Source organism: Sphingomonas sp. 67-41 (assembly GCF_001899725.1).
GTDB classification, from domain to species: domain Bacteria; phylum Pseudomonadota; class Alphaproteobacteria; order Sphingomonadales; family Sphingomonadaceae; genus Sphingomonas; species Sphingomonas leidyi.
Genome location: NZ_MKWJ01000031.1, coordinates 85,138 through 101,809, shown reverse-complemented (window position 1 = coordinate 101,809; position 16,672 = coordinate 85,138). Strand labels below are relative to the sequence as shown.

Annotated in this window: 21 protein-coding genes; 15 read left to right on the top strand and 6 right to left on the bottom strand. The window is 69.0% G+C overall.

The features are described 5' to 3' along the window. Positions 1-45: 45 nt before the first annotated feature. From BGP17_RS21145 to BGP17_RS21110, 8 genes are all read left to right on the top strand, one after another. Complete coding sequence (locus BGP17_RS21145) at positions 46-786, top strand: peptidylprolyl isomerase (RefSeq protein WP_243857093.1); 741 nt, start codon at positions 46-48, stop codon at positions 784-786. A gap of 26 nt (positions 787-812) precedes the next feature. Beyond that, positions 813-1,838 carry a tRNA preQ1(34) S-adenosylmethionine ribosyltransferase-isomerase QueA gene (queA, locus tag BGP17_RS21140; protein ID WP_286713504.1) on the top strand — a complete coding sequence of 342 codons (1,026 nt, stop codon included), beginning with the start codon at positions 813-815 and terminating at the stop codon, positions 1,836-1,838. Positions 1,839-2,020: 182 nt separating this feature from the next. Continuing rightward, a complete protein-coding gene (locus tag BGP17_RS21135) occupies positions 2,021-2,548 on the top strand; it encodes an EF-hand domain-containing protein (protein ID WP_286713502.1) in 528 nt (175 codons plus the stop codon). Between the two features lie 42 nt (positions 2,549-2,590). Beyond that, on the top strand, positions 2,591-3,523 hold the full coding sequence (locus BGP17_RS21130; protein WP_167297870.1) for a cation diffusion facilitator family transporter: 933 nt from the start codon (positions 2,591-2,593) through the stop codon (positions 3,521-3,523). Beyond that, positions 3,516-4,163 carry an HAD hydrolase-like protein gene (locus BGP17_RS21125; protein WP_286713500.1) on the top strand — a complete coding sequence of 216 codons (648 nt, stop codon included), beginning with the start codon at positions 3,516-3,518 and terminating at the stop codon, positions 4,161-4,163. Before BGP17_RS21130 ends, BGP17_RS21125 begins: the two co-directional genes overlap by 8 nt. A 33-nt stretch (positions 4,164-4,196) precedes the next feature. Continuing rightward, positions 4,197-4,613 (top strand): hypothetical protein, encoded by a 417-nt coding sequence (locus tag BGP17_RS21120; protein WP_286713499.1) that lies wholly within the window; start codon positions 4,197-4,199, stop codon positions 4,611-4,613. Between the two features lie 60 nt (positions 4,614-4,673). Further along, a complete protein-coding gene (locus BGP17_RS21115; RefSeq protein WP_167297868.1) occupies positions 4,674-5,744 on the top strand; it encodes a calcium:cation antiporter in 1,071 nt (356 codons plus the stop codon). 83 nt (positions 5,745-5,827) lie between these two features. Next, entirely contained in the window at positions 5,828-6,760 is a 933-nt protein-coding gene (locus tag BGP17_RS21110; RefSeq protein ID WP_286713498.1) for a bifunctional helix-turn-helix transcriptional regulator/GNAT family N-acetyltransferase, read from the top strand. Here the strand turns inward: BGP17_RS21110 and BGP17_RS21105 are convergent. Beyond that, the gene (locus BGP17_RS21105; RefSeq protein ID WP_286713497.1) at positions 6,729-7,046 is read right to left on the bottom strand and encodes a cupin domain-containing protein; all 318 of its coding nucleotides are present in this window, start codon (positions 7,044-7,046) and stop codon (positions 6,729-6,731) included. The two genes, BGP17_RS21110 and BGP17_RS21105, sit on opposite strands and share 32 nt — an antisense overlap. A 45-nt stretch (positions 7,047-7,091) precedes the next feature. Here BGP17_RS21105 and tgt point away from each other — a divergent pair, with 45 nt between their 5' ends. From tgt to BGP17_RS21090, 3 genes are all read left to right on the top strand, one after another. Continuing rightward, entirely contained in the window at positions 7,092-8,222 is a 1,131-nt protein-coding gene (gene tgt, locus BGP17_RS21100; protein WP_167297865.1) for a tRNA guanosine(34) transglycosylase Tgt, read from the top strand. Positions 8,223-8,251: 29 nt separating this feature from the next. Further along, positions 8,252-8,578, top strand: coding sequence for a hypothetical protein (locus BGP17_RS21095; protein ID WP_167297864.1), 327 nt, complete (start codon positions 8,252-8,254; stop codon positions 8,576-8,578). Between the two features lie 126 nt (positions 8,579-8,704). After that, positions 8,705-9,742 (top strand): cell wall hydrolase, encoded by a 1,038-nt coding sequence (locus tag BGP17_RS21090; protein WP_286713496.1) that lies wholly within the window; start codon positions 8,705-8,707, stop codon positions 9,740-9,742. A 92-nt stretch (positions 9,743-9,834) separates the two neighbouring features. Here the strand turns inward: BGP17_RS21090 and BGP17_RS21085 are convergent, their stop codons facing one another. Further along, positions 9,835-10,191, bottom strand: coding sequence for a hypothetical protein (locus tag BGP17_RS21085; RefSeq protein ID WP_286713495.1), 357 nt, complete (start codon positions 10,189-10,191; stop codon positions 9,835-9,837). Between the two features lie 236 nt (positions 10,192-10,427). Between BGP17_RS21085 and BGP17_RS21080 the strand changes: the two genes are divergently transcribed. After that, positions 10,428-10,709, top strand: coding sequence for a TM2 domain-containing protein (locus BGP17_RS21080; RefSeq protein ID WP_286713494.1), 282 nt, complete (start codon positions 10,428-10,430; stop codon positions 10,707-10,709). A 35-nt stretch (positions 10,710-10,744) separates the two neighbouring features. On the opposite strand, the gene recN is transcribed toward BGP17_RS21080, so the two are convergent. Then, the gene (recN, locus tag BGP17_RS21075) at positions 10,745-12,406 is read right to left on the bottom strand and encodes a DNA repair protein RecN (RefSeq protein WP_286713493.1); all 1,662 of its coding nucleotides are present in this window, start codon (positions 12,404-12,406) and stop codon (positions 10,745-10,747) included. Between the two features lie 48 nt (positions 12,407-12,454). Beyond that, positions 12,455-13,270: an outer membrane protein assembly factor BamD gene (locus BGP17_RS21070; protein WP_167297860.1), complete on the bottom strand. Its 816-nt coding sequence runs from the start codon at positions 13,268-13,270 to the stop codon at positions 12,455-12,457. Positions 13,271-13,389: 119 nt separating this feature from the next. Here BGP17_RS21070 and BGP17_RS21065 point away from each other — a divergent pair, with 119 nt between their 5' ends. After that, positions 13,390-14,214, top strand: a complete 825-nt coding sequence (locus BGP17_RS21065) for a class I mannose-6-phosphate isomerase (protein WP_167297859.1) — start codon at positions 13,390-13,392, stop codon at positions 14,212-14,214. 95 nt (positions 14,215-14,309) lie between these two features. Continuing rightward, positions 14,310-14,831 (top strand): glycine zipper 2TM domain-containing protein, encoded by a 522-nt coding sequence (locus BGP17_RS21060; protein WP_208413355.1) that lies wholly within the window; start codon positions 14,310-14,312, stop codon positions 14,829-14,831. A gap of 72 nt (positions 14,832-14,903) precedes the next feature. Here the strand turns inward: BGP17_RS21060 and BGP17_RS21055 are convergent, their stop codons facing one another. Next, positions 14,904-15,125 carry a hypothetical protein gene (locus BGP17_RS21055; RefSeq protein ID WP_167297858.1) on the bottom strand — a complete coding sequence of 74 codons (222 nt, stop codon included), beginning with the start codon at positions 15,123-15,125 and terminating at the stop codon, positions 14,904-14,906. Positions 15,126-15,171: 46 nt separating this feature from the next. Further along, positions 15,172-15,765 (bottom strand): SOUL family heme-binding protein, encoded by a 594-nt coding sequence (locus tag BGP17_RS21050; RefSeq protein ID WP_167297857.1) that lies wholly within the window; start codon positions 15,763-15,765, stop codon positions 15,172-15,174. 148 nt (positions 15,766-15,913) lie between these two features. Here BGP17_RS21050 and BGP17_RS21045 point away from each other — a divergent pair, with 148 nt between their 5' ends. Beyond that, positions 15,914-16,648, top strand: a complete 735-nt coding sequence (locus BGP17_RS21045; RefSeq protein WP_286713492.1) for a hypothetical protein — start codon at positions 15,914-15,916, stop codon at positions 16,646-16,648. Positions 16,649-16,672: the final 24 nt, after the last annotated feature.

The following is a 16,672-nucleotide window of genomic DNA, read 5'->3' as shown; positions in this document are numbered from 1 at the left end:
GGTCTAGACCGCGTGTCGAGGGTGTATATCCGAGTGGGGAATTTGATGCGTTTGCTTGCCGCACTGGCCGTTTCGGCCTTGATGATGTTCACCACGCCTGCGCTCGCCCAGGGCGGCGGCAAGGCGCGCAAGCCGGCCGCCGAGCCGCTCAAGGGCGTAAGCGCGGAGGATGTGAACAGCATCTATCCGGCCGTGGTGCCCGCCGACCCGGCCGAGACCTGGGTGCTCGACCTGTCGACGGGCGGCCGCGTGCTGATCCGGCTGCGCCCCGATGCCGCGCCCAAGATGGTCGAGCGGATCAAGACGCTCACGCGCCGCCATTTCTATGACGGGCTGACCTTCCACCGCGTGGTCGACGATCCCTACAACATGGCGCAGGGCGGCGATCCCAAGGGCAACGGGACCGGCGATTCCGACCTGCCCAACGTGCCGGCCGAGTTCAACAACCTGCCGCACGTGCGCGGCACCGTCGCCGCGGCCCGCCGCGGCGCGCCGGAACACGCCACGCCCGAGCAGAAGACCGAGGCCGAGAACAGCGCGAACAGCCAGTTCTACATCATGATGGCGCCAAAGCTCGCCTTCGATCACGACTATACCGTGTTCGGCCGCGTCGTTGGCGGCATGGAATGGGTGGACAAGATCGAGCGCGGCGAACCGCCGGCCAACCCGACGAAGATCGTCCATGCCTATATCCAGTCCGACAATCCGCCGCCCTATGCCAACCTGCCGGCCGATGCCCCCAAGGCATTGCCGCCGGGCGAAGTGAAGGCGACGCTGCCGCAGTAACGCGCGCCGGCCCGGCAAGTGCATACGTGAACGTAGACCTTTTCGACTTCGAGCTTCCGAACGACCGGATCGCGCTGCGCCCCGCGGCACCGCGCGATTCGGCGCGGCTGCTCGTGCTCGCCGGCGCCGAGACGCGCGACCTGCGCGTCTCCGACCTGCCCGGCCAGTTGCGCGCGGGCGATTGCCTGGTGTTCAACGATACCCGCGTGATCCCCGCCCAGCTCGAAGGGCTGCGTGGAGAGGCCAGGATCGGCGCCACGCTCCACAAGCGCGAAGGGCCGCGCCGCTGGCGCGCCTTCATCCGCAACGCCAAGCGGCTGCGCAATGGCGACACGATCGATTTCGGCCAGGGCGTAACCGCCATGGCGGGCGACCGCGTCGAGGACGGCAGCTTCGCACTCGACTTCGCCGGCGACGAGCCGGTCGAGCTGCTGCTCGAGCGCTGCGGCCGCATGCCGCTGCCGCCCTATATCGCGTCGAAGCGCCCGACCGACGCGCGCGATGCCGAGGACTATCAGACGATGTTCGCCGCCGAGCCGGGCGCGGTGGCGGCCCCGACGGCGGCGCTGCATTTCACGCCCGGGCTGCTCGCCGCGCTCGACGCGGCGGGGATCGGCCACACCACGCTCACGCTGCATGTCGGCGCGGGCACCTTCCTGCCGGTCAAGGCCGAAGACACGGCGGAGCACCGGATGCATGCCGAATGGGGCCGCATCGACCGGGCCACGGCGGACCGCCTGAACGCGGTCCGCGCCGCGGGCGGGCGGGTCATCGCAGTGGGCACGACGAGCCTGCGCCTGATCGAGAGCGCCGCCGGGGAGGACGATGTGATCCGCCCCTTCGAAGGCGATACCGCGATCTTCATCACGCCGGGCTATCGGTTCAAGGGCGTGGATGGGCTGATCACCAACTTCCACCTGCCGCGCTCGACGCTGTTCATGCTGGTGTCAGCGCTGATGGGGCTCGACCGGATGCAGGGCGCCTATGCCCATGCGATCGCGGAAGGGTATCGCTTCTATTCCTACGGGGATGCGTCGCTGCTGCTGCCGTGAACGGCCAGCCATTCCGGGCGGTGCGCCTTCCCTCGGGCGTTTCGAAGAACCGCGTCCGCGGAAGCCCTCGACCTGTGCAGGCCCGGAAGCGGGGCCCGGGCCCTCGCCCCACCTTCGCCACAGATTGCGGCTTGGGTGCGCACGCGGCAGGGTCCTCTTCGCCGCGAATCGGAAGGATCCCCATGCGCTCGTTGTTCGCCCTCGCGCTTGTCGCCGCGACTCCCGCCTTCGCGCAGGAGCGGACGCGCATCCCCGCGCCCGAGGGCAGCAGCGCCGGCCCGATCGGCAGCAGCACGCCCCAGCAGCCCGCCTTCACCGTGATCGTCGAACCGGTGGCGATGATGATCGCCGCCTTCGACGCCGACGGCGACGGCAAGGTGACGCGCGCCGAATTCGATGCGGGGCTCAAGCGCAGCTTCGACGCCGTCGATACCCGGCACCAGGGCTGGCTGGGCTATATCGCCTATTCGGACTGGCAGGAGCGCTGGATGGGCGATCGCAACACCGTGCCCAGCCCCTTCGAAGTCGATCGCGACGGCGACAACAAGGTGAGCTTCGCCGAGCTCGCGGAGCGCTTCGACCTGCTCTTCAAGCGCTTCGATGCGGACAGGAATGGCGTGATCGAGCGCAAGGAGCTGGTCACCATCCGCCCGCAGGTGATGATGGGTCCGGGCATGGGCCGGGGCAAGAAGGGCCGCGGCCCGAATTGATGTCCTAGCATCACATGCCGGGACGGAGCTAAGAGCGAAACGATGGCCGCGCATCACGACCATAACCACAGCCATAATGGCCATAGCCATGCGCCCGCGGACTTCGGGCGCGCCTTCGCCATCGGCACGGTATTGAACCTCGGCTTCGTCATCGTCGAAGGCGGGGCCGGCTTCCTGACCCATTCGATGGCGCTGCTGGCGGATGCCGGACACAATCTGTCGGACGTGCTCGGGCTGCTGATCGCCTGGGGCGGCGCCGAGCTCGCCAAGCGCCCGGCCTCGCCGCGCTTCACCTATGGCCTGCGCGGCTCCTCGATCCTCGCCGCGCTGGCCAACGCGGTGCTGCTGTTCGTCGCGGTGGGCGCGATCCTGCTGGAGGCGATCCAGCGCCTTTCGGAACCACGCGAAGTGCCCGGACTGACGGTGATGATCGTCGCCGGCGCCGGCATCGTCATCAACCTGTCGACCGCCCTGCTCTTCGCCCGCGGGCGCAAGGGCGACGTCAACATCCGCGGCGCCTATCTCCACATGGCGGCCGATGCCGCGGTCTCGGCGGGGGTGGTGGTCGGGGCCGCGCTGATGCTGCTCACCGGCGCCGAATGGATCGACCCGGTGGTCAGCCTCCTCATCGTCGTCGTCATCCTGTGGAGCACCTGGGGGCTGTTCACCGAATCGCTCACCATGGCGCTGCAGGCAGTGCCCAAGGGCATCGATTCGGCGGCGGTGGAGGCGGCGCTGGCGGACCTGCCCGGCGTGAGCCGCGTCCATGACCTCCACATCTGGCCGATGAGCACCACCGAAGCGGCGCTGACCGCGCATCTGGTGATGCCGGAAGGCCATCCGGGCGACGCGTTCCTGATCGCACTGCAACATCGGCTGGCGCATGACTTCCGGATCGATCATACGACCGTCCAGATCGAATTGGGGGATGGGGCGGAATGTCGCATGCATGGGAATGGACACGCGCATGAGTGATGCCGCGCCCATCCGGCTGGTGATCTTCGATTTCGACGGCACGCTCTCCGACAGCGGCGACTGGTTCCTCTCGGTCGTCGACGAGCTGGCGAAGCGGTTCCGGTTCCGCACCGTCCAGCCGGAAGAGGTGGACATGCTGCGCCACAAGAGCTCGCGCGAAGTGATCGAGTTCCTTGGCATCCCGAAGTGGAAGCTGCCGCTGATCGCCCGCTACCTGCGCCGGCTGGTCGGCCGCAACACGCATGAGATCGAGCTGTTCCCGGGCACGCCCGACCTGCTCGAGCAGCTTGCCGCAACCGGGGTGAAGATCGCCCTCGTCACGTCGAACGCCGAGGCCAATGCCCGCAAGATCCTGGGCCCGGTGCATGCCGCCCGGATCGATTGCTTCGCCTGCGGCTCCTCGCTGTTCGGCAAGGCGCCCAAGTTCCGCCGCGTGCTCAAGAAGATGGGCATGAAGGCGCACGAAGTGCTCTCAATCGGCGACGAGACGCGCGACATCGACGCGGCGCGCGAAGTGGGCATGCGCGCGGGCTCGGTGCTGTGGGGCTATGCCGCCGAGGAACTGCTCGTCGCGATGCGCCCCGACGTGATGTTCCGCACGCCGCAGGACATCGTCGACTATCTCGCGGCGCATCGCTGAAGGCAACACCAAATCATGGCAAGGGGAACGAGCATGCGGCCGCAATCGATCGTTCTTTTCGAACGAATTACCTTCGCCGCCTTTTTCGCGGGCCTGCTCAACAGCGCGCTCAACTGGGATGCGCTGCTCGATCGCATGGCGAAGGCAAGTGCCAACCCGGCGCCTCTGCTTGTCCTGTCGTTCGCCTTCGGCCTCCTGGTGACCGCCTCGCTTACGCTGTGGGTTTCGCGGTGGCGGAGCAAGGTGGCGATGTGGATCGGCATCGCCTTGTTCGCGTTCGGCTTGCCCCTCACGGTCATCCCCTTCCTCAACGGCACCGCGATCGGCTCGCCGGTGATCCCCGCGCTGGCGGCCCTGGCCCAGATCTATGCCTATTGCTTGCTGTTCACGCCCGGCGCGACCCGGTGGATGGACCATGAGCCGGAAGTCTCCCCCGAAATCTTCCGCTGATCCCGCCCGGCCCAACCCGTCGTCGTTGAACTCGCCGCCCCTGTCTGTAGAGTGACGGGCATGGAACGACTGCGTTGGACCTGGATCTGGCTTCCGCCCTTCGCGGGCGCGGCCAGCGTGCTCTTCGGCGGCGTGGTCGACATACCGCCGCTGCTGCTCGGCCTGGTGCTGATCATCACCGTGCTGGCCGCGGTCCATCATGCCGAGCTGATCGCGCACAAGGTGGGCGAGCCCTTCGGCACCTTCCTGCTCGCGCTGGCGGTGACGGTGATCGAGGTGGGCCTGATCCTCACGCTGATGCTCCAGGGCAAATCGGGTGCGGAGACACTGGCGCGGGACACGGTCTTCTCGGCGGTGATGATCATCCTGAACGGGCTGGTCGGCGCATTCATCCTGCTCGGCGCGCTGCGCCACCGGGAGCAGAGCTTCCAGCAGGTCGGCGTCAGCGCCTCGCTCGCGACGCTGTGCACGCTGACCGTGCTGACGCTGGTGCTGCCCAATTTCGCCGCTTCGGCCGGCCCCTTCTATGCGCCGTCGCAGCTCGCCTTCGTCGCGATCGTCTCGCTGCTGCTCTACCTGACCTTCGTCGCCGTGCAGACGGTGCGGCACCGGGATTATTTCCTCCCGCCCAACGAGGAAGCCGCCGACCTGGAGGCGCACGCCCCGCCGCCTAGCGGGCGCCAGACGCTGCTGTCGGGCGTGCTGCTGGTCGCCTGCCTCGTCGAAGTGGTGCTGGTCGCCAAGGCGCTCGCGCCTGCGATCGAGGACGGCGTCGCCGCGGCCGGCGCCCCGCACGCAGTGGTGGGCGTGGTGATCGCGGCGCTGGTCCTGCTGCCGGAAAGCGTGGCGGCGGTGCGCGCGGCGATGGCCAATCGGCTGCAGACCAGCCTCAACCTCGCGCTCGGCTCGGCGCTGGCGACCATCGGCCTCACCATCCCGGCCGTGGCCGTGCTGTCGCTGTCCCAGGGCCTGCCGCTGGCGCTGGGCCTCGATTCGCGCGGCATCGTCCTGCTCTCGCTGACGCTGCTGGTGACCACCCAGTCGCTCGCCACCGCGCGGACGACGGTGCTGCAGGGCGTGGTGCACCTCGTCATCTTCGGCGTGTTCGTCTTCACCACCCTGGTGCCCTGACCCCCCATGGGCCGATCGCACCGGGAAGAGGTCCTGCACGGATATACTTGACTCAATCAATTATATCCGTGCAATCTCGCGGCATGGAACAGGCCATCGAACAATTCCGCGCCTTCAACCGGGTGCACACCCGCTTCGCCGCAGTGCTCGCGCCGCGCTACATGGACAGCGAACTGGGCGTTGCCGAAGCGCGGCTCCTCTATGAGATCGCCGGCCGCCAGCCGGTGCTCGCGATCGAGCTGCAGGAAGTGCTCGGGCTCGACGCCGGCTATGTCAGCCGCGCGGTCAAACGCTTCGAGGAGCGCGGCTGGGTTGCCCGGGCGCGCGGGACGGAGGATGCGCGCCGGCGCCCGATCGCCCTGCTCCCCGCCGGCCGGGCGGCATTCGATGCGCTCGACACGGCCACGCGCGCGCACAGCCGGCGCCAGCTCGAATCGCTGGGCCCTGGCGGCGGTCCGCTCCTCGGCCATCACCTCGCCGCCGCGCGCGCGCTGATCGAGGGCGGCGCGGGCAACTGGACCGTCCGCACGCTCCGTACCGGCGACATGGGCGCGATCGCCAGCCGTCAGGCGGTCTTCTATGCCGAGCATTATGGCTGGGAGCGGCCGATGGAGCTGCTGCTGAACGATGTCACCACCGGCTTCCTGCGCGATTTCCGGCCGGGGCGCGAGCAATGCTGGGTCGCCGAACGCGGGGGCGAAATGCTCGGATCGGTGATGCTTGCCGATGGCGGCGGGGACATTGCCAAGCTGCGCCTCCTCTATGTCGAGGGCCATGCGCGGGGGCTTGGCATCGGCGATGCGCTGGTGCGCCACTGTGTCGAGTTCGCGCGCGCCGCGGGCTATGCGCGGCTCGACCTGTGGACGCACACCATCCTCGCGAGCGCCCGGCGCATCTATGCGGCGCAGGGCTTCGAACTGGTCGACAGCGCCGCCCATACGATGTTCGGCGAGCCAGTGATGGGCGAGACCTGGTCGCTCGACCTCAACCGAGATGCACCGCCAGCCAGACCGTAGCGCGATCCCCCGCGGTCCAGGTTACCCAGTGGCGCTGCCCCGCGGCGATCAGCAGATGATCGCCCGGACGCAGCGTCAGCACGTCTTCCCCCTCGATACGCAGCCCGGCCGCGCCCTCCAGCAGCAGCACCCATTCGTCCCGGTCCTGTACCATGGGCGCGTCCTGCGGAGTCGCCTGTCCCTGCGAGACGATGCGCTCGATGCGGATGCCCGGGCGGTGCAGCAGCTCGGTGAAGGCCTCGCCTGCGCCGGCATCGGGCAGGTCGGCGAGAAGGTTCGCGGTCATCCCCCGCCGTTGCGCTCCCCTGCCAAAGGAGGCAAGGGCTCGCACATGCCCCGTTTCGAGTTCACCATCCACGCCACCGACGGCAAGGCGCGCCTTGGCACCATCGCGATGCCGCGCGGCGAGATCCGCACGCCCGCCTTCATGCCCGTCGGCACCGCCGCCACCGTCAAGGCGATGAAGCCCGCCGACGTCCGCGCCGCGGGCGCGGACATCATCCTCGGCAACACCTATCACCTGATGCTGCGGCCCGGCGCCGAGCGCGTCGCGCGGCTGGGCGGCCTGCACGGGTTCATGGGCTGGGATCGACCGATCCTGACCGATTCGGGCGGCTATCAGGTGATGAGCCTGGCGGACCTGACCACCCGCAGCGAAGAGGGCGTCGCCTTCAAGTCGCACCTCGACGGCTCGCGCCACATGCTGAGCCCCGAGCGTTCGATCGAGATCCAGCGGCTGCTGGGCAGTTCGATCACCATGGCCTTCGACGAACTGGTTCCCACCACCTCAACCCGCGAAGTGCAGGCCGCGGCGATGGAGCGATCGATGCGCTGGGCGAAGCGCAGCCGCGACGCCTTCTTCGCCGCCGAGGACCATGCCGCGCACAATGCGATCTTCGGCATCCAGCAGGGCGCGCTCGACGAGGGGCTGCGCAAGGCCTCGGCGGATGCGCTGCTCGACGTGGGGTTCGATGGCTATGCGGTGGGCGGCCTGGCAGTGGGCGAGGGCCAGGAAGCGATGTTCGGCGTGCTCGATTTCGCGCCGGGCCAGCTCGACGCCGCCAAGCCCCGCTACCTGATGGGCGTCGGCAAGCCCGACGACATCGTCGGCGCCGTCGAGCGCGGGATCGACATGTTCGATTGCGTGCTGCCCACCCGCTCCGGCCGCACCGGCCAGGCCTTCACGCGCACCGGCCCGATCAACATCCGCAACGCCAGGTTCGCCGAGGATCAGGGGCCGCTCGATCCCGAATGCCCCTGCCCCGTCTGCGCCACCTGGAGCCGCGCCTATCTCCACCATCTCGTTCGCGCGGGCGAGATTCTCGGGGCGATGCTGATGACCGAGCACAATATCTGGTTCTACCAGGTGCTGATGCAGGACTTGCGCGCCGCGATCGGCGAAGGGCGGCTGACCGAATTCGCCAATGGCTTCCGCGCTTCCTATCATGGCGGGCGGGACTAGAGCGGATCGCGACGAAAGAGGGGACTTACATGCTGCTTGCACTTCGCCTGCTCTCGCTGCTCGTCGGGGGCTTCACTGCGTGGCGCGTGCTGGGCGGCCAGATGACCAGCACGCTGTTCAAGGTGCCCGACCTTGCCGTGGGCGCGGTGATGGTGCTTGCCGCGCTGATTCCGAACAGGGGCGCGGCGCCGGCCCTGGTCGCCGCCAATGCCTATGCGTTCGGCGTCTTCTCGGTCGCGCTTGCGGGCTATCTGGTGCCGAGCAAGCCGGTCGAGCCGCTGCTGATCGCCGGGATGGCGGTCAATCTGGTCGTGATCCTGCTGCTCCTGCCCCGCATGACGGGCGGCGGGCACTAGGGTAAAAATTACCTTTACCATCAAGTGTTTCGCCTTGGGACGCGGGGAAATCCGGGGGGGGCGAGGGCTGTTGAAATCGGCTATTGCCGCACGCGGGCGACGGGCCCGGGCGGGGTAGGCGCGACTTTGTTCTGGCAGCGTTTCTCGAAGATGCAGGCACGCGGGATCGCGGCGGCGCTCGTCGCGTCGCTGATCGGCGCCGGCTTCTCCGCCCAGGCGCTGGCGCCGGCAAGCAAGCCCAAGGCCGAGCCCAGGCCGGTCGCGACCGGCTATGAGGCCGAGGACCATTTCCCCGGCGCCGCACTCTATTATGCCGTCGACGAGGATGCCGCGGTAGGCGCCGGCACCACCGGCACCGCCAGGCTTCCCGACATGCCGATTCCCGCGGACGCGACGGATGGGCCGGTCGACGGATCCATCCAGCCCGCACTGCCCTTCCACCTCGCCGGCAGCGGCGTGGACAGGGCGCGCGCGCTCCAGTGCCTGACCACCGCGATCTACTATGAAGCGGCGAACGAGCCGGCGGACGGGCAGCGCGCCGTGGCGCAGGTTATCCTCAACCGGGTGCGCCATCCGGCCTTTCCCGCCACCGTGTGCGGCGTGGTGTTCCAGGGATCGGAGAAGCGCGGCTGCCAGTTCAGCTTCGCCTGTGACGGCGCGATGGACCGCGCCCCCTCCCGCGCAGCCTGGGATCGCGCCGCCCGCGTCGCCGCCGCCGCGCTTGCCGGCCAGGTGTTCGCACCGGTGGGGATGGCGACGCATTACCACACCTATGCCGTCACGCCCGTATGGAACCGCGGCCTGGTGATGACCGGCGTGTTCGGCGCACATTTCTTCCACCGCTGGAAGGGCTGGTGGGGCACCGCCGCCGCCTTCCGCCAGGCCTATCGCGGCGGCGAGCCACTGCCCGAGCCGCATGTGCGGACCGACCTGGCGGCGTTGATCGCGCCCGTGGTGCCGATGCCGGTGCCGATGCCCGCGGTCGCCGGCAAGACCGCCGCGCCGGCCGCGACGCCGCGCGAGACCATCCAGCCGGCCTATGCCCAGAGCGGCACGCCGATCGGCGGCTATGCGCCCCGGCCCCAGCCCGCCGCTACGCCGGCGGACGATGGCGAATCGCAGATTCTCGACAAATGGAAGGACAGCGGCAAGCCGCTGCGCTGACCGGATATGGCAACGGGCCCCGCCTCGCGGCAGAGCCCGTCCCCGTCAGGCTCCCGCCCCCCGGGGATCGGGGAGGGGGAACTCGTTGGTGCTTACCAGCGACGCTCGCGATCATGCTTCTGGACGCGGATGCGCGCCGAAAGGGCATCGAAGCGGCGATCCAGGTCGCGGCGCTCGGCGAGCGTCAGGCCCGGGCGCGAGCGGCGATATTGGGCCTCGAGCCGGGCCAGGCTGTTGAACTCGGCGCGGAGGCGGGCCGCCTCGCTGCGGCTGAGCTGGCCCGAGCGCACGCCCTGGTTGATGCGGGCCTCAAGGTTCGCCTGGCGGCCGTTGATCGACTGCCACGCCTGATAGGCGGGCGCCGGATGCGGCGCGGCCATCGCAGCGGTCATCGGAACGGCCGAAGCGGCGATGCCGAGACTGGCCAGCATCAGGGTCAACTTATTCATTTTACGCTCCTCTTTTTGAACTGGGCCGCCCCTGCGGCCTGAAACCGGTATGGGTGGCGGCTGTCGCATGCTTGTCCCCATCTCCGTGCATTTGTGTCGCAAGCTGTCGTGCGCGCGGAGGTTCCGTTCATCTTCGGGAGAACGCCGCTGCGGCGCGACGACCGGAGGGTCGGTGGAATCGATTGACGCAGGTTGCCGCGCCCCTAGATTCGCGGCTGGAGACGAAGAGGAAGCAGATGGCGCTCTCGATTGCCGAACTGACGCTGGTCGAACAGCGCGTGACCAACGACGCACCGAGCGTGGTGGTGGCCTATCTGCTCTGGCTGTTCCTCTGGTTGGTCAGCGCCCACCGCTTCTATCTGGGCAGGCCGGTCTCGGCGATCCTGCAGATCCTGTCCTATTTCGTGCTGATCGGCTTCATCTGGGTGCTGATCGACGCGCTGCTGATCCCCGGCATGATCCGCACGCGCCAGGACGAGATCCGCCGCGACATGATGCGCGCGCTCGCGCGCGGCTAAGCGGGTCGCCCCGGCGCCTGGCGCGGGCGGATGGGCTAGGCCGCGATCAGCCGCTCGGCCTGTGCCCGCGCCTCGTCGGTGATCTCCGCGCCGGAGAGCATGCGCGCGATCTCCTCGCGGCGCGCGGCCGCATCGAGCGGCGTGACTCCGGTGCGCGTGACCGTCCCGTCATGGCTCTTGGCGATCAGCAGATGGCGAGCGCCGCGCGCCGCCACCTGCGGGCTGTGCGTCACCACCAGCAGCTGTGCCGTATCCGCCAGCCGGGCCAGCCGCTCGCCAATGGCACTCGCCACCGCGCCGCCAACCCCGCGATCGATCTCGTCGAAGATCAGCGTCCGCGCCCCGCCCTCCTCGGCCAGCGCCACCTTCATCGCCAGGATGAAGCGCGACAGCTCGCCGCCCGAAGCGATCTTGACCAGCGGCGCGAACGGCGCGCCCGGGTTGGTCGAGACTTCGAACTCGACTCTGTCCATGCCGAAGGACGACCAGCCGGCCTCGCCCTGCGGCTCGACCACGGTGCGGAAACGCGCGGCATCGAGCTTCAGGGGCTTGAGCTCCGTCGCCACCGCGGCATCGAGCCGGGCGGCGGCCATCGCCCGCAGCGCGGACAGCGATTTCGCCGCATCGGCATAGGCCCGATGCGCGCCGGCGACCACGGCTTCGAGCTTCGCGATCCCCGCTCCGCCGCTCTCGACTCGCTCCAACCGGCCTGCCAGTTCCTCCAGCAGCACCGGCAGGTCGTCGGGCTGTACCCGATGCTTGCGCGCCAGTCCGCGCAGCTCGAACAGCCGCGCCTCGTCCGCCTCCAGCGCGGCGGGATCGAAGGCCAGCGCCTCGGCCGCCATGTCCACCCGATCCTGCGCCTCGGCCGCCTCGCCGATCGCGCGGTCGATCGCGGCAAGCGCTTCGGCAAGCGCCTCGTGATCGCCGGCGATCCGCTCCAGCACGCGCGCCGCCTGGCGGAGCTGGCTCAGCCCCCCTTCCGAGCCGTCGAGCAGTTCGGCGATGCCCTGCAGCTCGCCCGCGACCTTCTCGCCGCGCTGCATGGCGGCGCGGCGCTCGGCGAGCACTTCCTCCTCGCCCGCCCCGGGTGCGAGCGCCTTCAGTTCGGCGACGGCATGTTCCAGCCATTCGCGGTCGCGTTCGGCCAGGTCCTGCTCGGCCCGCGCCACCGCCAGCGCCGCCTCGGCATCGCGCCAGGCCTTGTGCGCGATCGCCGCCGGGCCGGGATCGCAGCGCCCGAAGGCGTCGAGCAGCGCCCGGTGGCCGCGCGGATTGAGCATGCCGCGATCGTCATGCTGGCCGTGGATCTCCACCAGATGCGGCGCCAGCTCGCGCAGCAGGCCGGCGGAGGCCGGCTGGTCGTTGAGAAAGGCACGGCTGCCGCCATCGGCCTTGACGATGCGCCGGACGATCAATGGCTCGCCCGGCTCCAGCTCCAGCCCGTTCTGATGGAAGAGGTTGGCGACTTCGCCGTCCCGCGCCGGCACTTCGAAGGTCGCGGTCACCACTGCCTGCGCCGCGCCCTGGCGCACCAGCCCGGTCTCGCCGCGCGCGCCCAGCGCCAGCCCCAGCGCATCGAGCAGGATCGACTTGCCGGCCCCGGTCTCGCCGGTGAGCACGCCCAGCCCGGCCCCGAACTCCAGGTCGAGCGCCTCGATCAAGACGACGTCGCGAATGGCCAGCGCAGTCAGCATGCGCCTGCCCCTATCGCAGGAACTTAACAGGAACGAAAGCCCCGAGCATCAGCTCGCGGGCTTGGCTACCACCTGGGCCTGCTTCAGCTTGCCCTGGTTCTCCTGCATCAGCTTATAGGCATGGTTGTACCAGTCGGTGCCCGGATAGTTGGCACCGAGCACGGCCGCCGCCTTCTCCGCCTCTTCCGGCACGCCGAGCGCGAGATAGGATTCGGTGAGGCGCATCAGTGCCTCGGGCACGTGCGTGGTCATCTGATACTGGTCGACCACGGTGCGGAAGCGCAGCGTCGCCGAGAGCCACTGGCCACGCGTCTCGTAGAAGCGGCCGATCTCCATCTCCTTGCCCGCCAGGTGGTCGCGGACGAGGTCGATCTTCAGGCGCGCATCGGCGGCATATTTGGTGTTCGGATAGCGGCGGGTCAGCTCGCCCAGCGAATCGAGTGCCTGCTGAGTGATCTTCTGGTCGCGCTGCACGTCGCTGATCTGCTCGTAATAGCACAGGCCGATCAGATAATAGGCATAGGGTGCGTCGCGGTTGCCCGGGTGGACGGCGAGGAAGCGCTGCGCCGACGAAATGGATTCGGTATAGTCGCGGTTCAGATAATAGCTGAACGCGCCCATCAGCTGCGCACGGCGGGCCCAGACCGAATAGGGATGCTGGCGCTCGACTTCGTCGAACAGCGCCGCGGCCAGCTTGTACTGATGCTGGTCGAGCTTCTGCTTGGCCGTGGAATAGAGCGTGCCGACGTCGCGCGCGACATAGGGAAGATCCTTGCCGCCGCCCTTCTTGGCGCAACCGGCCATCGAGAGCGCGAGAACCGGGAGAAGAGCGAGCGCGAGCGCGCGGGTGGTGGGAGTACGCATGGGTGGGGGTCTTAGCCCGGTCCAGTGGCGTCAAACAATCCTTTTCGCGGCGGGATTGCGGCGGACCCGCGACAGGCGCCGCGCGTTGCGCTAGCGAGCGCTGATTCAGGAGGAAATTCGTGACCGCCACCTTGCTCGCCACACACCGCGTCGACAAACCCTGGGGCCGCCATCGCCTGTGGCCGGGCTTCGCCGATCCCGCGGCGGACGGCGAGCCGGTGGGCGAGATCTGGTTCCAGACGCCGGGCGACAGCGCGCCCGACCTGCTGATCAAATATCTCTTCACCAGCGAGAAACTGTCGGTCCAGGTCCATCCGGACGACGCGCAGGCGCGCGCCGCCGGGCTGCCGCGCGGCAAGGACGAATGCTGGGTGATCCTCGACGCCGAACCCGATTCGACGATCGCGCTGGGCACGAAGCGGCCCGTCGACCGCGAGACCCTGCGCGCCGCCGCGCTCGACGGCTCGATCGAGGATCTGCTCGACTGGAAGCCGGTCAAGGCGGGCGATTTCTTCTATTCGGGTTCGGGCACGATCCATGCGATCGGCGCGGGGATCACGCTGGTCGAAGTGCAGCAGAACAGCGAGACCACCTATCGACTCTACGATTATGGGCGCCCCCGCGAGCTCCATCTCGACCAGGGCATCGCCGTCTCCGATCCCGTCCCCTACACGCCGCATCCGATGCCGGGGCGCGTCGCGGACGGCCGGGAGATACTGGTCGAGGGGCCGAAATTCGTGCTCGAGCGCTGGGAAGGCGGTCCGCGCATGCTGAGCCTGCCCGAAGGCGTCACCGGCTGGCTGATCCCGCTGCGCGGCGAAGGCGTGGTCGACGGCGTGGCCTTCCGCGCCGGCGAATGCGTTACGCTCCAGGGCAGCGCCAGCCTCCACGCCGAGGCGGGCAGCGACCTGCTTTTCGCCTATCCGGGCGAGACACGTCTCTGAAGCATGGCCATGCGATGAACGGGGGGTAGTTTCCCGTTCACGCAACTCGCCTTCTTGCGGTACGTTGGACGGCAGGAACCATAAGGAGAACTCCCATGCGTATCCTTCTTGCCGTTGCGATCGCCGGCGCGGGCCTTGCCGCGACGCCTGTTGCCGCAGCCCCCATCGCCAATGCGCCGCTCGCGATCGCGGCCGTGACCGCAGCCGCTCCGCAGGACTGGCGCGACCGCGACCGCAATCGCGACCGCTACGATCGCCGGGACCGTCGCGACGACCGCCAGTGGCGCAGCGATTGGCGCCGCTATCGCAACTATGACTATAACCGCCTGCCCCCGGGCGAGCGCTATTACAATCCGTCGGACTATTATCGCGACGGCCGCTATTATCGCGAACGCCGCCTGACCCGGAACGACCGCATCTATCGCGGCAATGACGGCCGCTATTATTGCCGTCGCTCGGACGGCACGACCGGCCTGATCGTGGGCGGCGTCGCGGGCGGCCTGCTCGGCAACGCGCTGTCGGACGGCCGCAACGCCACGCTGGGCACGCTGCTCGGCGCGGCCGCGGGCGCGGCGCTGGGCTCGTCGGTCGATCGCGGCGAGGTTCGCTGCCGCTAAGGGCTTGCCACGCAGGCAGAGAGGGGTCCGGCGGAAACGCCGGGCCCCTTTCTCATCCGCGAACGGCGCGGATCAGAAGATGAAGCCGCCCAGCCAGAGGCGGACGATGCCGACGATCGCGACGACGATGTTGAGGTTCCGCCCGGCATTGGAATCGGACAGCGCACCCAGCGCGATGCCGACCACCGCGACCGGGACCACCATGTAGTTGAGCAAGCCGAGGAACGGGATCAGCCCGATCAGCATGAGCGGCAGGGCGATGATACCGACGAGGATCGAGAGCAGGTTCAGCATGGCCGCCGCTATATCCCATCCAAGGTGTATTATCAATATATAACAGTTACGCCACGAGCGGGATCAGCACCTCGATGCGCTTGAGGCGCGCCGGCGTGAAGGGCGAATTGTAGAAGGCATGCTCGACCGGCCCGGCGGGGCGGAAGCCCATGTCGCCGATCCAGGCGCGCAGCTCCGCCTCATGCGCGTCGAGCTGGCCGTCACTGTCCACGCCGGTGAAGCGCAGCGCGGCGATCCGCCGGGCCGGAAGCGCGCGCAGCCGCACCCCGGCGGACGGATCGGGCAGCGTCTCGAGGCTCGCATCGGCGGGCATCACGAAGCGCGTGCGCCAGCCGCGCCCGTCCTCGTCGCCGTCGGACAGCACCGGCACCGTCATCGGCAGCCGCCCGCCCGCGCGCCCCCTGCCGAACACATAGTCGGCGAGCCGGGTGAAGCCGACGGAGAGCGCGGCCTGGCGAAGCCCCGGCACCACCGCCTCGGCGACGATCAGCCGGGGATAGTCGCGCACGCTGAACGCGCCCTCGCGCGTGACGGTGCTGAACGCGGCCTCGTCCTCGGGCCTGAAGAGCAGCGCATATCCCACACCGGCGGCAACCGCGGCGGCGACGCCGGCGCCGACCATCTTCGCATTGAGCTGCATGAAAACCCCATCTGATCGCTCGTGCAGATACGCATATGGGCGGCCGGAGTTCCGCTTGCCGTCGCCCCGGAGGCCGGCCGGAATTCGCCTTGGCCAAGGCTTCCTTAACCTTCCTCGGGCATGAAAACGGCCCAAAGGAGCGTTCGAGATGGTCCGCCGACAGTATTTCCTGATGCTTGCCCTGCCCCTCGCCCTGGCGGGGTGCGGCAGCCGCGGGAGCCTGGGCGACGTCGCCGAGACGGAGAGCGGCAACGCGGCCGATCCGGCGCTGGCCAGCGCGCTGCAGGACCAGATCATGGTCGACCCGCAACTCGGCCGCCAGGCCAATGGCGACGCGATCCGCCCGCCGGGCCAGCCCTATTCGGGCGGCGTGCCGAACGACAATGTCGCGGCGAACAGCAGCAAGGTCGACAGCGGGCCGCTGCTCAAGACTCCGGCCCCGACCCAGGCGACCAAGGAATGCACCCAGTGCACCGCCGCGCGCGAGGCAGTGACGCTCGGCGGCCTCGCCGCGCGCCAGAAGGATCCGAAGTCCAGCCAGTGCGCCGCCTCGCTGCACTATGCCGCGGCCTGGGCGCAGCGCCTGCCCCGCGACCTGCCGCTCTATCCGCAGGCGCGCGTGACCGAGGCGGCGGGCAGTACCGCCGGCAAATGCCAGCTGCGCGTGGTGAGCTTCTCCTCGCCGCAGCCGATGCAGGTGATGCTCGACTGGTATTACACCAAGGCGATCCGCGGCGGCTACACCAGCGAGCATCAGGTCGACGGCCAGGAGCATATCCTGGGCGGCACGCGCGACAAGGACGGCAGCGCCTATGTGCTGTTCCTGACCAGGCGGCCGGACGGCGGCACCGATATCGACATGGTGGCGAACAACGGGATCTGATCCCCGGAACCCGTCGCCCGCGGG

Excerpts from the sequence above, each read along its gene's own strand:
- BGP17_RS21145 (WP_243857093.1), top strand. The coding sequence starts at position 46 with ATGCGTTTGCTTGCCGCACTGGCCGTTTCGGCCTTGATGATGTTCACC.
- BGP17_RS21135 (WP_286713502.1), top strand. The coding sequence starts at position 2,021 with ATGCGCTCGTTGTTCGCCCTCGCGCTTGTCGCCGCGACTCCCGCCTTC.
- BGP17_RS21130 (WP_167297870.1), top strand. The coding sequence starts at position 2,591 with ATGGCCGCGCATCACGACCATAACCACAGCCATAATGGCCATAGCCAT.
- BGP17_RS21125 (WP_286713500.1), top strand. The coding sequence starts at position 3,516 with ATGAGTGATGCCGCGCCCATCCGGCTGGTGATCTTCGATTTCGACGGC.
- BGP17_RS21120 (WP_286713499.1), top strand. The coding sequence starts at position 4,197 with ATGCGGCCGCAATCGATCGTTCTTTTCGAACGAATTACCTTCGCCGCC.
- BGP17_RS21115 (WP_167297868.1), top strand. The coding sequence starts at position 4,674 with ATGGAACGACTGCGTTGGACCTGGATCTGGCTTCCGCCCTTCGCGGGC.
- BGP17_RS21110 (WP_286713498.1), top strand. The coding sequence starts at position 5,828 with ATGGAACAGGCCATCGAACAATTCCGCGCCTTCAACCGGGTGCACACC.
- BGP17_RS21105 (WP_286713497.1), bottom strand. The coding sequence starts at position 7,046 with ATGACCGCGAACCTTCTCGCCGACCTGCCCGATGCCGGCGCAGGCGAG.
- tgt (WP_167297865.1), top strand. The coding sequence starts at position 7,092 with ATGCCCCGTTTCGAGTTCACCATCCACGCCACCGACGGCAAGGCGCGC.
- BGP17_RS21095 (WP_167297864.1), top strand. The coding sequence starts at position 8,252 with ATGCTGCTTGCACTTCGCCTGCTCTCGCTGCTCGTCGGGGGCTTCACT.
- BGP17_RS21085 (WP_286713495.1), bottom strand. The coding sequence starts at position 10,191 with ATGAATAAGTTGACCCTGATGCTGGCCAGTCTCGGCATCGCCGCTTCG.
- BGP17_RS21080 (WP_286713494.1), top strand. The coding sequence starts at position 10,428 with ATGGCGCTCTCGATTGCCGAACTGACGCTGGTCGAACAGCGCGTGACC.
- recN (WP_286713493.1), bottom strand. The coding sequence starts at position 12,406 with ATGCTGACTGCGCTGGCCATTCGCGACGTCGTCTTGATCGAGGCGCTC.
- BGP17_RS21070 (WP_167297860.1), bottom strand. The coding sequence starts at position 13,270 with ATGCGTACTCCCACCACCCGCGCGCTCGCGCTCGCTCTTCTCCCGGTT.
- BGP17_RS21060 (WP_208413355.1), top strand. The coding sequence starts at position 14,310 with ATGCGTATCCTTCTTGCCGTTGCGATCGCCGGCGCGGGCCTTGCCGCG.
- BGP17_RS21055 (WP_167297858.1), bottom strand. The coding sequence starts at position 15,125 with ATGCTGAACCTGCTCTCGATCCTCGTCGGTATCATCGCCCTGCCGCTC.
- BGP17_RS21050 (WP_167297857.1), bottom strand. The coding sequence starts at position 15,765 with ATGCAGCTCAATGCGAAGATGGTCGGCGCCGGCGTCGCCGCCGCGGTT.
- BGP17_RS21045 (WP_286713492.1), top strand. The coding sequence starts at position 15,914 with ATGGTCCGCCGACAGTATTTCCTGATGCTTGCCCTGCCCCTCGCCCTG.